Origin of the sequence: Nonomuraea sp. NPDC049684, assembly GCF_044465345.1 — a bacterium.
GTDB lineage: Bacteria > Actinomycetota > Actinomycetes > Streptosporangiales > Streptosporangiaceae > Nonomuraea.
In genome coordinates this window covers 17,192-29,918 of sequence record NZ_JBITLO010000002.1, presented here as the reverse complement: position 1 = coordinate 29,918, position 12,727 = coordinate 17,192, and the positions used below count along the sequence as shown (strand labels likewise).

14 protein-coding genes are annotated in these 12,727 nt (G+C 70.6%); 8 read left to right on the top strand and 6 right to left on the bottom strand.

What is annotated here, in order from left to right:
• Position 1: 1 nt before the first annotated feature.
• The 3 genes from ACIBST_RS05870 to ACIBST_RS05860 are packed head-to-tail and all read left to right on the top strand — an operon-like array spanning position 2 to position 1,398.
• Entirely contained in the window at positions 2–415 is a 414-nt protein-coding gene (locus tag ACIBST_RS05870; RefSeq protein ID WP_201760494.1) for a roadblock/LC7 domain-containing protein, read from the top strand.
• 19 nt (positions 416–434) lie between these two features.
• A complete protein-coding gene (locus ACIBST_RS05865; protein WP_397169472.1) occupies positions 435–839 on the top strand; it encodes a DUF742 domain-containing protein in 405 nt (134 codons plus the stop codon).
• Entirely contained in the window at positions 820–1,398 is a 579-nt protein-coding gene (locus tag ACIBST_RS05860; RefSeq protein ID WP_397169470.1) for a GTP-binding protein, read from the top strand. Before ACIBST_RS05865 ends, ACIBST_RS05860 begins: the two co-directional genes overlap by 20 nt.
• Positions 1,399–1,480: 82 nt before the next feature.
• On the opposite strand, the gene ACIBST_RS05855 is transcribed toward ACIBST_RS05860, so the two are convergent.
• A complete protein-coding gene (locus ACIBST_RS05855) occupies positions 1,481–2,254 on the bottom strand; it encodes an ABC transporter ATP-binding protein (RefSeq protein WP_357971191.1) in 774 nt (257 codons plus the stop codon).
• Positions 2,255–2,359: 105 nt separating this feature from the next.
• On the bottom strand, positions 2,360–3,652 hold the full coding sequence (locus ACIBST_RS05850) for a flavin-dependent oxidoreductase (RefSeq protein ID WP_397169468.1): 1,293 nt from the start codon (positions 3,650–3,652) through the stop codon (positions 2,360–2,362).
• An 82-nt stretch (positions 3,653–3,734) separates the two neighbouring features.
• On the opposite strand from ACIBST_RS05850, the gene ACIBST_RS05845 reads away from it, so the two are divergent.
• Positions 3,735–4,169, top strand: coding sequence for a pyridoxamine 5'-phosphate oxidase family protein (locus ACIBST_RS05845; protein ID WP_397169467.1), 435 nt, complete (start codon positions 3,735–3,737; stop codon positions 4,167–4,169).
• A gap of 13 nt (positions 4,170–4,182) precedes the next feature.
• Here the strand turns inward: ACIBST_RS05845 and ACIBST_RS05840 are convergent, their stop codons facing one another.
• Genes ACIBST_RS05840 through ACIBST_RS05830 form a run of 3 tightly spaced genes read right to left on the bottom strand, consistent with a single transcriptional unit; the run spans position 4,183 to position 6,700 of the window.
• Positions 4,183–5,013 (bottom strand): ABC transporter permease, encoded by an 831-nt coding sequence (locus tag ACIBST_RS05840; RefSeq protein ID WP_397169466.1) that lies wholly within the window; start codon positions 5,011–5,013, stop codon positions 4,183–4,185.
• Complete coding sequence (locus ACIBST_RS05835) at positions 5,010–5,828, bottom strand: ABC transporter permease (RefSeq protein ID WP_397169464.1); 819 nt, start codon at positions 5,826–5,828, stop codon at positions 5,010–5,012. The genes ACIBST_RS05840 and ACIBST_RS05835 overlap by 4 nt, the downstream gene beginning before the upstream one ends.
• Positions 5,825–6,700 (bottom strand): ABC transporter substrate-binding protein, encoded by an 876-nt coding sequence (locus ACIBST_RS05830; protein WP_358283719.1) that lies wholly within the window; start codon positions 6,698–6,700, stop codon positions 5,825–5,827. Before ACIBST_RS05830 ends, ACIBST_RS05835 begins: the two co-directional genes overlap by 4 nt.
• 765 nt (positions 6,701–7,465) lie before the next feature.
• Between ACIBST_RS05830 and ACIBST_RS05825 the strand changes: the two genes are divergently transcribed.
• From ACIBST_RS05825 to ACIBST_RS05810, 4 genes are all read left to right on the top strand, one after another.
• Positions 7,466–10,285: a nitrate- and nitrite sensing domain-containing protein gene (locus tag ACIBST_RS05825; protein WP_397169462.1), complete on the top strand. Its 2,820-nt coding sequence runs from the start codon at positions 7,466–7,468 to the stop codon at positions 10,283–10,285.
• Positions 10,282–10,704: a roadblock/LC7 domain-containing protein gene (locus ACIBST_RS05820; RefSeq protein ID WP_020546542.1), complete on the top strand. Its 423-nt coding sequence runs from the start codon at positions 10,282–10,284 to the stop codon at positions 10,702–10,704. Before ACIBST_RS05825 ends, ACIBST_RS05820 begins: the two co-directional genes overlap by 4 nt.
• 71 nt (positions 10,705–10,775) lie before the next feature.
• Entirely contained in the window at positions 10,776–11,123 is a 348-nt protein-coding gene (locus ACIBST_RS05815) for a DUF742 domain-containing protein (protein WP_352350491.1), read from the top strand.
• Positions 11,124–11,130: 7 nt separating this feature from the next.
• Positions 11,131–11,697, top strand: coding sequence for an ATP/GTP-binding protein (locus ACIBST_RS05810; RefSeq protein ID WP_352329408.1), 567 nt, complete (start codon positions 11,131–11,133; stop codon positions 11,695–11,697).
• A 25-nt stretch (positions 11,698–11,722) separates the two neighbouring features.
• On the opposite strand, the gene ACIBST_RS05805 is transcribed toward ACIBST_RS05810, so the two are convergent.
• Entirely contained in the window at positions 11,723–12,727 is a 1,005-nt protein-coding gene (locus tag ACIBST_RS05805; RefSeq protein ID WP_397169460.1) for a methyltransferase, read from the bottom strand.

The window sequence follows — 12,727 nt, the reverse complement described above, 5'->3', positions numbered from 1 at the left end:
GATGAGCCAGGGAGCGCGTGGCATCAGCTGGCTGATCACCGACTTCGTGAACAACGTGCCGGGCGTCGCGCACACCGTCGTGGTGTCGTCCGACGGCCTGCCGCTGGCCTTCTCGGAGGGTTTCCCCAAGGACCGGGCCGACCAGCTCGCCGCGGTCGCCTCGGGCGTGATCAGTCTGACGCAGGGCGCCGCGCGGGTCTTCGAGGGCGGCATGGTCACCCAGACCGTCATCGAGATGCAGCGCGGCCTGTTGATGATCATGTCCATCAGCGACGGGTCCTGTCTGGCCGTCCTCGCGGCTCCCGACTGTGACATGGGCCTCGTGGCGTACCAGATGACGCTGCTGGTCGAGCGCGCCGGTCAGGTGCTCACCCCGGCCGTACGCGCTGAGCTGCAAGCGGCCCGCCCCCGCTAGCGGGCGGTGACAGGAGATCATGGTGTCAGGTCAGGGTTGGGCTGGTGATAGCACTCCGCCGCATCCGGCGGCCCCTCGTCCGCAGAAGCCGAGTTCCCTGGTACGGCCCTATGCCGTGACCGGGGGGCGCACCGCGCCGCGGATGAAGTTCGCCATGGAGGCTTTGGTGTCCTCCGTGACGTCGGAATACCAAGACATTTCCCTACTGAGTCCGGAGTATCAGGCGATCATTCAGCTGACCCGGAACGTCCGGTCGGTTGCCGAGATCTCCGCCCTTTTACGCCAGCCCCTTGGTGTGGTCCGGGTGCTGATCGCCGACATGGCGTCGGAGGGCCTGATCCGCGTGCACCAGCCTGCGCTGGAAGCGGGAAAGCCGGACCTCAACTTGCTCGAAAGGGTGCTCAGTGGACTTCGCAGGCTCTAGCCCCGGTCTGACCTCGACGAAAATCGTCGTGGCCGGGGGCTTCGGCGTGGGGAAGACGACGTTCGTGGGAGCGGTCTCGGAGATCCTGCCGCTCACCACGGAAGCGGTCATGACGGACGCCTCGGCCCACGTCGACGACGTCTCGCTCACGCCGAACAAGACGACCACCACGGTGGCGATGGACTTCGGACGTGTGTCGCTGGATCGCGACCTGATCCTCTACCTGTTCGGCACCCCCGGACAGCACCGGTTCTGGTTCATGTGGGACGACCTCGTGCGCGGCGCGATCGGCGCCGTCGTGCTGGTGGACACGCGCCGTCTGGCGGACAGCTTCCCCGCCATCGACTACTTCGAAGAGGCCAAGCTGCCCTTCGTCATCGGCATCAACGGCTGGGACGGCCAGTTCGCCCACGCGGAGGACGAGATCCGCGAGGCCCTGTCGGTCGGCGGTCACATCCCGATCGTCCGCCTCGACGCCCGCCAGCGCGACACGGTGAAATCCACCCTGATCACGCTGGTGGAGCACGCGCTGACCCGCCACTCGCACACGCCGGTGTAGCCGGACGCGCCCCGGGCGCGCGCAGCTGGATCAGCGCGCGCCCGCCCGCGCGGATCTGGGTCCGCGCGCGCCGGCCCGCGCCTCAGACGGTGGCGGCGTGGCCGCGCACCAGCCGGCCGACCTCGGCGCGGAGGTGCACGAAGTCGGGGTGCTCGCGGGTGGTGATCTGGTCGCGCGGCTCGGGCAGGTCGACCTTGAGGTCGCCGACCACGTGCGCGGGCGCCTTCGACAGCACCACGACGCGGTCGCCGACGTAGACGCTCTCGTCGATGTCGTGGGTGATGAGCACGATCGTCATCTGGTGGTGGCCGCGCACCTTCAGCACGAGGTCTTCCAGGTCTTCGCGGGTCTGGGCGTCGACCGAGCCGAACGGCTCGTCCATGAGCATGAGCGAGGGCCGGTAGGCCAGCGCCCGCGCGATCGCCACCCGCTGCTGCATGCCGCCGGAGAGCTGGAACGGGTACTTCTTCTCGGCGCCCTGGAGCCCGACCGACTCCAGCGCCTCCTGGGCGGCCTCGCGGCGCTGCTGCTTGTCCATGCCCCGGCGGCGCAGCGGCAGGGCCACGTTGTCGGCCACCGACATCCACGGGAACAGCGACCGGCTGTAGTCCTGGAAGACCACCGCCAGGTTGTCGGGGGTCTGCCGGACCAGCTCGCCCTCGACCCTGACCTCGCCGCCGGTCGGCCTGATCAGCCCGGCGATGGAGCGCAGCAGGGTCGACTTCCCGGCTCCCGACGGCCCGACGATGCACAGCAGCTCGCCCGCGGCGACGCTCAGGTTCAGCCCTTCGATGGCGTGGTGCGCGTTGGGGCCACCGCCGCCGTACACGTGGGAGAGGTTCTCTATCTCGAGCATGGATGTCCTAGGGGGCGAGGCCGCGAGCGGAGGACCGACTCGGGAAGCCGGAAATGTCGGGATGGCTCTACGGTGTCGGATCTTACCCTTGAGTCTTCGCGGCTGTCATGGGATGCGTACGCTCCACGACTCCCGCTCGTTCAGCGCCCGGACGTCGGCGTCGGAGATGCGCCGCTGCGCCCCGGCCATGGCGGCCAGCTCGGCCTCCGTCAGCACGTCGGCGATGTCGGCGAACCCGTCGGGCGCGCGCTCGGTCACCAGTGCGATCGTATCCTCGATGGGCAGCGCCCGATGCGCCACCACCAGCGCCGACGTGGGCGGACGCCGTTCCTCCTCGTACGCCTTGAGCGCCGTGACCGGGTCGCCGGACGTCGCCAGGCACCGGGCCAGCACCCGCGCGTCGAGCACCGCCTGCGAGCCGCCGTTCGAGCCGATCGGGTACATCGGGTGCGCGGCGTCGCCCAGCAGCGTCACCCGGCCCTCTCCCCAGACGGGCAGCGGGTCCCGGTCCACCATCGGGTACTCCAGGATGCGCGGGGAGGCCGCGAGCAGCCCCTGCACGTCGGCCGGCCGGTACCGCCAGTCCGCGAAGTGCGCGGCCACCTCCTCCAGCCGTCCCGCGTGCGACCAGTCGGCCTCCGCGGCGACGCCTGGCCCGGCCACCTTGACCTCGGCCACCCAGTTGACCAGCCGGGGGTTCTTGGCCGAGATGTGGTAGGTGACGAACTTCCCGGCCAGGTTGGAGCCGCCGACCAGCACGGTGGCGCCGTCCAGGATGGGGTCGGCCTCGGCCACCCCGCGCCACATCCGGATGCCCGCCCACAGCAGCGGGTCGTGCGACGGGTGCAGCAGGGCCCGTACCGTGGACTGCACGCCGTCCGCGCCGACGAGCACGTCCACGCGTTCCTCCACCAGCTCGCCGCCCTGCCGGAGGCGGACGAGGACCTCCTCGCCGTCCTGCTCGAAGCTCTCCAGGCGGACGCCCGTCCGCACCGGGCCGGCCCGTTCCTCGACCGCGGCCAGCAGCGCCATCTGCAGCTCGCCCCGGTGGATGCTGTACTGCGGCCAGCGGTAGCCGGCCGAGCGCCCGCGCGGCAGCGCCAGGATCACGTTGCCGTGCCGGTCGGCGAAGGTCATGAAGGTCGTCTCCACGCCCAGCGCGGCCAGCTCGCCGGCCAGCCCCAGCTCGGTCAGCTCCCGTACGGCGTGCGGTTGCAGGTTGATCCCGACGCCGAGCGGCCTCAGCGCGGCGGCCGCCTCCACGACCACGCACTCCAGCCCGGCCGCCGCCAGGCTGAGCGCGGTGGTGAGCCCGCCGATGCCGGCGCCCACGACCATCGTCCTCACGTCGCCCCCAGTGGTCTCGATCCGGTCCCACGTGTCCCTGACGGGGAACATGACGGTAAGTTTCTCGCCCTTTGCAGGCCGAAGACCAGACTTATCCCATTAACCTCGTTCCTATCTGGGTGTGAGGTGTGTGATGCGCGGATTCAGTGACGGGGAGTTCGCCTACCTGCTTGAGCACGACCTGGCGCGGCTCGCCACGGCCGGAGCCGGGGGGACGCCGCACGTCGTGCCCGTGCGCATCCATCTCCAGCCGGACCGCGGCATGATCGCGGTCGGCTCCCGCCTGCTGCCCGGCGGCGTGCGTCCCCGGCGGTACCGGCGTGACGTCAGGGACAACCCCGAGGTGTCGCTCGTCGTGGACGATTTCACCGAGGACGGGCCGCGCGGCGTCCTCGTCCAGGGCGTCGGGCGGGTCCACGCCAAGGGCGGCGAGCGGCTGAAACCCGGGTACGAGCCCGTATGGGTGGAGATCATGCCGCTGGCCGTCGCGTCGTGGGGCATCGACTCGGGCGCCTACGAGCCACCGCGCACCCGCCCGGTCGCCGCCGGCACGTTCACCGCTCCGTGAGCCGCCCGCACGTTCACTGCTCCGTGAGCCGCTGCGCGCCGAGGTGCCAGGCCAGCACCCGCCGCTCGGCCACCAGGAACAGCTCGTTGAGCAGGTAGCCCAGCACGCCGAGCAGCACGATCCCGGCCCACATCGCGGGCAGGTCGAACGTCGAGTACGCGGTGGTGAGCTGGAACCCGATGCCGTTGGAGGCCCCCGGCAGCAGCTCGGCGAAGACCATGACGATCAGCGACAACGACAGCGACAGCCGCAGCCCGGCGAACATCTTCGGCAGCGCCGACGGCAGGACGACCCGCAGCAGGCGTTCGGTCGCCGACAGCCGGAACACCCGCCCGGTGTCCAGGTGCAGCGGATCGACCGCCCGCGCGCCGTCGGCGGTGTTGAGCAGCACCGGCCACACGACGCTGAACATGATGAACGCCAGTTGCATGCGCAGCCCGAAGCCGAACACCACCAGGAACACGGTGACCAGCGCGGGCGGCGGGATCGCGCGCAGGAACTGCAGCACGCCGTCGAGATAGTCGTAGACCCGCGCCGACAGCCCGAACGCCAGCCCGAGCACCACCCCGGCCACCGCCCCGCCCGCGAACCCGGCGGCCATCCGGCCCAGGCTCGGCAGGACGTCGTCCACCGCCGCGCCGGTCAGGAACAGGCTGCCCGGCGGGCCGGAGAACCACATCTGGTGCATCCGGGCCACGATCGTCGTCGGCGGCGGGAAGAACGAGCTGCCCGCCAGCCGCGTGCCCGCCTCCCAGGCCAGGACCAGCACGGCCAGCACGGCCACCCGGAACGCCGTGCCGCGCGTGCGGTCGCGCGCCGACGGGCCGCGCCCGGCCCTGGTCACGACCCCTCCGTCAGCCGGGCGTGGTGCCAGCGGAAGGCACGCCGCTCGACCGCCACCAGCAGCGCGTTGACCAGCACGCCGAACAGCCCCACCCAGAACACCCCGGCCAGGATGTCGGTCATCCTGGCCGGGACCGCGATCCCGGCGAAGAAGATGAACACGCCGATGCCCTCCCCGCGCCCGGCCACGATCTCGGTGCTGACGGTCAGGATGAGCGCCACGGACGCCGCCAGCCGCACGCCCGTGGTGATGAACGGCGCCGCCGACGGCAGGCTGACGCGCAGCAGCACCGACAGCGGGCCGAAGCCGTAGGAGCGCAGGGTCTCCTTGGCGACGGGGTCGACGCCGCGCAGGCCGTACATGGTGTTGTAGAGGACGGGCCACATGGCGGCGTAGAGCACGAGCGTGACGCGGAGCTGCAGGCCGGTGCCGATCACGAGGGCGACCAGCGGGATCAGCGCCACCGAGGGGATCGGCCGCAGGAACTCCACCACCGAGCGGGTGGCGGCGTCGATCACCGGCACGCTGCCGAGCAGCAGGCCGAGCGGCACCGCCACCAGCACCGCGAGGCCGAGCCCGAAGGCCCAGGCCAGCAGGCTGGTGCGGGCGTGGGCCAGGAAGGCGGGGTCGGCGAGCAGCGCCAGGCCGCGCCCGACGATCCGGCTGGCCGGCGGCAGCACCTCGGCGTCCACCAGCCCCGACCGGCTCAGCAGCTCGACGAGGACGGCGAAGCCGGCCGCCCCCGCCGCCCGGCGCGACCACCGCGTGGCGGCGCCGGCCGGACGGCGGACGACGCCCGTAGCGGTGCTGCTCACCCCGACGTCGTCGGCGACATCAGCGTCTTGACGTCGATCTCCTTGCCCAGCCACTTGGCCTCCCACATCCAGTCGGCCACCCGCTGCAGCCGTACCGGGTTGTCGGAGCTGGAGAAGTAGGGGAAGGTGACCGTCGCCGCCGTGGACGCGTCGATCTGCGTGAAGTTCGGCAGCACCTTGGCCACCACCTCACGGTTGTTCTCCATCAGCTTGGCCGCGTTGTGGATGGCCCGCTGGAAGGCCGCCGCCGTCCTCGGGTTCTTGTCGTACCAGTCCTGGGTGCTGATGTATCCCGAGATCGGGAACTCCGCCGCCGGCCCGGAGGCCGGGTCGAGGATCTTGCGCGCGCCCATCGACGAGGTCGCCGCGGTGACCTGCGGCTCGCCCAGGTAGGCGGCGTCGATCTGGCCGCTCTTCCACGAGGCCATGATGTTCTGGAACGTCACGGGGACGTACTTGATCGTGCCGGGGTCGATGTTGTTGGCCTTGAGCACCTGGGTGAGCGCGAGCTCCTGGAAGTTGTGCAGGACGTTGACGTTGATCGTCTTGCCCGCGAGGTCCTTCGGCGTCTTGATGGGGGAGTTGGGCAGCGCCATGATGCTGAGCGAGTCGGGGGCGGCCCGCGAGCCCTCGGCGAGCACGTGGATCTTGATCGCCCCCTTGTCGTGCGCCTGGAACATCGACACGTAGTTGCCGAACATGGCGTCGATCTCGCCGTTGACCAGCATGGGGATCGCCTCGGGGGCGGCCTGGACGACCTGCGGGGTGACGTCGAGACCCTCCTGCTCGAAGAGCTTCTGGTCGATGGCGACGTAGATGGCGGCACTGTCGATGGCGGGCAGGGTGGCGATCTTGAGCTTCGTCTTCTCCAAGGCGCCGCCGCCGCCGTTCGCGGAGGCGGAGGGTGGTGCGCTGGCGGTGGTTGAGCCGCCGGTGCTGCACGCTACGGCGCCTAAAGTCACAGCGAACCCGATGATGGCGGCCTTGGCGGAGCGGCCAAGCCTCATGTCAGGGACTCCCTTCAAGACGTGGAGCCGGGGGGACCGGGTGGCTGAACTGCCCCCGGGGCTGAGTGCCTGACGAACAAGCAGGAATCGACCGTAGCACCACATTGGCAGTCATTATCAAGAAAATGACTCTTGTGGTTGCAATGTCCGTTTGCCGCTCTATCGTAAATAGAGGCGTGAGATGTCTTTGTCCGTTTTGGGAAAGAGGGTGGCGACCGGGGCGTCTGTTACTGGTGGGACTAGCTGACCTGGATCGTTCCGCGGGCGGAAGGGGGCTTGCGGAACACGTTTCGGCTGCCCGTTTTTGCAGGTAAACGGCGGTCTACCAATTTTGTCACAATTTTTGGACAATCCGGGATATAAGCCTCAGAGGGGCACTATAGGTGGTTGGTCCAGACCGGCACCTGTGCTCAAATGGCCCTCATCTCGATTGTACATATTGCCCCACGTGCATTTACCTGCATGGTCTTCGAGAATTCCCCTCCGGGGCGAGAGGTTGCGAGGCAAGTGAGAACGCAGAGCGCTGAAGCTTCCGCTGACCGCGAGCCGCACGGGCACCAGAAGCGACGGCTGCCCAAACCTGCTTCTAACAGGTTCGGATTGGGCAATTGGCACGTACGATCGCGCCTCGTGGCGTTGATCGTCGTGCCCACGGCTGTCGCGGTGGGCCTGGGCGGGCTGAACGTGATCACCTCCCTCAGGGACGCCAACACTTACCAGACACTCAGAGAGGTGGCCGAGCTCAGCGAGCAGCTCGGCGCCGTCACGCACGAACTGGCCTTCGAACGGGACGAGACCGCTCTCTACATCGCCCAAGGTCGTCCGGAGAGCCGCGCGGCCCAGCTCCGCACCACCTACAGCGGGGTCGACAACCTCATCGACGAGGCCAAGGTGCGGGCCGGCGCCCTCACCGACACCCACGCCGACTCCGTACGCCCGGTGCTGCGCCGTCTGGAGGAGATCCAGACCCTGCGCGACACCGCCGTCAAGGGCAAGATCCAGCCGCTGCCGATGATCCAGAAGTACTCCCAGATCATCGCCACCCTCCTGCAGTTCCACGACCAGGTGGGGCAGGTCGCGGTGGACGACGACATCTCCCACAGCGCCAGCTCCATGGCCGCCATCGCGCGCGCGAAGGAGCAGGCGTCCAAGCAGCGCGGCATCCTGGCCAGTGCCCTGGACAAGAAGAGCTTCGACAGCGGCGAGCTCGACGCGCTCTCCGACGCCAAGGCGCGCGAGGAGAGCGAGGAGACCCTCTTCGCCACCCTCGCCAGCATCGACCAGCTTGAGCTCTACCGCGACACCGTGGTGGGCAGGGACGTCGACCAGACCGACCTGTTCCGCCTGCGGGCCATGGCCCAGTCCGTCGAGGCCAAGCCCCTGAGCATCGGCGTACGGCCGGACAAGGACGTCGGCACCTGGTTCGACGTCAGCACCGGCAAGATCGACGCCCTGCGCAGCGTGGAGAAGTCGCTGGCCTCCTCGGTCATCCTGCGAGCCCGCGCCCTGGAGGAGGCGGCCAACCGCTCGGCGCTGATCTCCGGCGTGCTCATCATGATCCTGCTGATCGTGGTGCTGATCATCATCACCTTCATCGCCCGCTCGCTCATCAGGCCGCTGCGCAGGCTGCGCGGCGAGGCCCTGGACATCGCCGGCAAACGCCTGCCGGAGACCGTGCGGGCGCTCCGGGAGGCGGGTGACGGCAAGGTCGGGCCCGTCCCGCCGATCGGGGTGGACACCCACGACGAGATCGGCGAGGTGGCGCGCGCCTTCGACGAGGTCCACCGCGAAGCCGTCCGGCTGGCCGGCGAGGAGGCGCGGCTGCGCTCGAACGTCAACGCGATGTTCGTGAACCTGTCGCGGCGCAGCCAGACGCTGGTGGAGCGGCAGATCACCCTGATCGACGGTCTGGAGCAGGGCGAGCAGGACGAGCAGCGGCTCGGCAACCTGTTCAAGCTGGACCACCTGGCCACGCGCATGCGGCGCAACAGCGAGAACCTGCTGGTCCTGGCCGGCCAGGATCCGCCGCGGCGCTGGAGCCAGCCGGTCAAGCTGGTCGACGTCGCCCGCGCCTCCCTGTCGGAGGTCGAGAGCTACGAGCGCGTCGTGCTCCAGGTGCCCGACGGCGTGTCGGTGGCCGGCCAGGCCGTCAACGACGTCATCCACCTGCTGGCCGAGCTGGTGGAGAACGCGCTGTCGTTCTCGCCGCGCGAGACCCGGGTGGCGGTGTCGGGCAGCAGGATCGACGGCGGCGGCGTGATGTTGTCGATCACCGACTCCGGCATCGGCATGACCCCCGAGGAACTGGCCCAGGCCAACGACCGCCTCACCGACTCGCCCAGCGTCGACGTGTCGGTCTCGCGGCGGATGGGCCTGTTCGTGGTCGCCAGGCTCGCCCACCGGCACGGCATCAGGGTGCAGCTCCGTCCGCACAGCTCGGGCGGGCTGACCGCCATGGTGCTCGTCCCGGAGAACATGCTCGGCACACAGCCGCCCGGGTTCGCGGGCATGCAGCCGGCGGCGGCCGAGAGCACGGCCGGGAGCGAGCCGTACGTGGGGCCGCACGCGGCGCCCCCGGCCACCGACTGGCCGCCGATCTCGGCTCCGCCCGAGGCCGACTGGCCCGCGGCCGCCTCGGCCGCCGGGTCCGACTGGCCGCCCGCGCCGCCCGCCCCGGGAGCCGACTGGCCGCAGACGCCGCTCACGCCGGCGGCCGACTGGCCGCAGGCGCCCCCGGCCGCCGGACAGGACTGGCCGCGGCCCACCTACCAGATGGGGCCCGCGCACCCGTCGTACCCCTCGAACCCGGAGGCGGGGGGCAACTGGCCGCAGTGGCCGTCCGACGGCTGGCCCTCCGACCCGCACGGCGGCGGCTTCGACAGCCACGACATCTGGTCGCCGCCGCGCAACAACGGCGATCGCGGGCTGCCCAAGAGGCCCCCGGCCGAGCCGCCGCCCCCCTGGAAGCAGGACGGCTTCCCGCGTGCGCGGCCCGACTTCCCCGAGACCGAGTCGGCGGCCACCGGCCCGATCCCGCCCGTGCCGCCCGCCTCCGCCGGGGACGACTACCTGCCGATCTTCGCCGCCGTCGAGTCGGCCTGGTTCGGACGCGACGAGGGCGGCTGGGGCTCGACCAAGGCCGACGCCGGCTGGAGCGCGGCCGAGGCGGTGGCCGAGCCGGCCCGCGACGGCACGACCGCGGCCGGCCTGCCCAAACGGGTGCCCAAGGCGAACCTGGTGCCGGGCTCGGCCGACACCTCCGCCTCGCCCAAGGGCGTCTCCCCGATGCCCTCGGTCTCGCCGGACCGGGTGCGGAACCGGCTGTCCAGCTTCCAGCAGGGCTTCCGGGCGGCCCGCGACGACATCACCGGGGGCAAGGCGTTCCAGCCGGGCCCTCGCGGCTCCTTCAACGGTGAAGCCCACAACAGTGACAGAGAGGAGGGCGCATGAACGACCTGAGCCACGCGGCGCGCGGAGTCGACTGGTTGATCACCGACTTCGTCAGCACGGTCCCCGGTGTGGCACATGCGGTGGTCGTCTCGTCCGACGGGTTGCCGCTTGCGGCCTCGTCGGGTTTCCCGGCTGACCGGGCTGACCAGCTGGCCGCCATCGCGTCGGGGCTGGTGAGCCTGACGCAGGGTGCGGCCAGGGTGTTCGAGGGTGGTGCGGTCAACCAGACGATCGTGGAGATGCAGCGCGGGCTGATGCTGATCATGTCGATCAGCGACGGCTCGTGCCTGGCGGTGCTGGCGGCTCCGGACTGTGACATGGGGCTGGTGGCGTACCAGATGACTCTGATGGTGGATCGCGCCGGTCAGGTGCTGACCCCGGCGGTGCGGGCCGAGTTGCGCGCCAGCCAGACCAGGTGATGTAGGTGACGGACCAGAGATGGAACAGCGGCGGCTGGGCGCCTCCGCCCAAGCCACAGCCCCAGTCGCAGCTGCACCCCGACCCCGCCTCACCCGTCCGCCCGTACGCGGTGACGGGTGGGCGGACGGCGCCCAGGGTCAAGCTGGCGATGGAGGCCCTGGTGTCGTCGGCGACCGCCGAGCACCGGGAGTTCTCCCACATCACGCCGGAGTACCAGGCGATCAGCCAGCTGTGCAGGCAGGTCCGGTCCGTGGCCGAGGTGTCGGCGCTGCTGCGGATCCCGCTGGGCGTGGTGCGTGTTCTGATCGCCGACATGGCGGCCGAGGGCCTGGTCCGCGTGCATCAGCCACAGCTGGACGCCGGCAGGCCGGACGTTAATCTGCTCGAAAGGGTGCTCAGTGGACTTCGCAGGCTCTAGCCCCGGCTTGACTTCAACGAAGATCGTGGTGGCCGGCGGTTTCGGGGTGGGCAAGACGACGTTCGTCGGCGCGGTCTCGGAGATCATGCCGTTGACCACGGAGGCGGTGATGACCGACGCCTCCGCGGGGATCGACGACCTGGGCATGACGCCCCTGAAGTCGACCACGACCGTCGCGATGGACTTCGGCCGCGTCTCGCTCGACCGTGACCTGATCCTCTATCTGTTCGGCACGCCGGGCCAGCACCGGTTCTGGTTCATGTGGGACGACCTGGTGCGCGGCGCGATCGGCGCGGTCGTGCTGGTGGACACCCGCCGCCTGGCCGACAGCTTCCCCGCGATCGACTACTTCGAGGAGGCGCAGCTGCCGTTCGTGGTGGGCGTCAACGGCTGGGACGGCCAGTACCCGCACAGCGACGCCGAGGTCCGCGACGCCCTCACGCTGGCCCCCCACATCCCGCTCGTCCGGCTGGACGCCCGCTCCAAGGACTCGGTCAAGAGCGCCCTGATCCACCTGGTCGAGCACGCCCTGTCGATCAGGATGGCGGTGCCGGGCTGGAGCGGCGGCGGCTGATCCGGCCCGCCGCCGCCCTGCGCGCTCAGCGGGGCCGGGCCTCGATGAGGCTGGCTCCCGAGCCCAGCTCGACGACCTCGGCCAGGCGCAGGTCCGCCCGGTCGAGCAGTGCCGTGTACTCCTCGCGGCTGCGCTCGGCGCCGCCGTCGAAGATCGCCAGCATCCGCATGTCGATGTCCTTGCCCAGGTGCGGCGCCTCGTCGTCGGGCAGCACCACCTCCAGCACCAGGACGCGGCCGCCGGGGTTCATCGCCCGGCGGACGTTGCGCAGGATCGTGACCGCGTCCTCGTCGTCCCAGTTGTGCAGGACGCTGGCCAGCAGGTAGACGTCGCCGCCCGCCGGGACCTCGGTGAAGAAGTCGCCGGTGACGACCTCGCTCCGCTCACCCAGCCCCTCGGCGGCCAGCAGCTCCCTGGCCCGGCCGGCCACGTGCTCCAGGTCGAACAGGATGCCGCGCATGTCCGGGTTGGCGTGCAGGACGGTGGCCAGGATGTGGCCCTTGCCGCCGGCGACGTCCACCATGGTCGCGGTGGCCGGGAAGTCGTACCGCTTGGCCAGGCCCTCGGTGAAGGGGATCGCGCGGGCGGTCATGTAGTCGTCGAACAGCTTGCCCGCTCCCGGGTTGGCCGCCAGGTAGTCGTACAGGTGGCCGTAGCGGGCGGCGAAGGCCGAGCCGCCGTCGCGGACGGTCGCGGGCAGGTTGCCCATGGCGTGCCAGAAGCCCTCCTCGCCGAGCATCCGGATCGACGAGCGCACCGAGTCAGGCACGTCCGACCGCAGCGCCGTGCCGCGCTCGGTCAGGTCGAAGGTGTCCGGCCCGGCGCCGCGGACCACGCCCATCCCGGCCAGCTCGCGCAGCACGCGGCGCAGCCTGGGGGCGTCGGCCTCGCAGCGGGCGGCCAGGTCTGCGGTGGTGAGCGGACCGTGGGCGAGATGGTCGGCCAGGCCGAGCTCCGCCATGGTCAGCAGAGCGGCGAAGCGCGAGATGTCGGCCACGGCCCCCCAAAGGAGGTCATCCGAGTGGGGCAT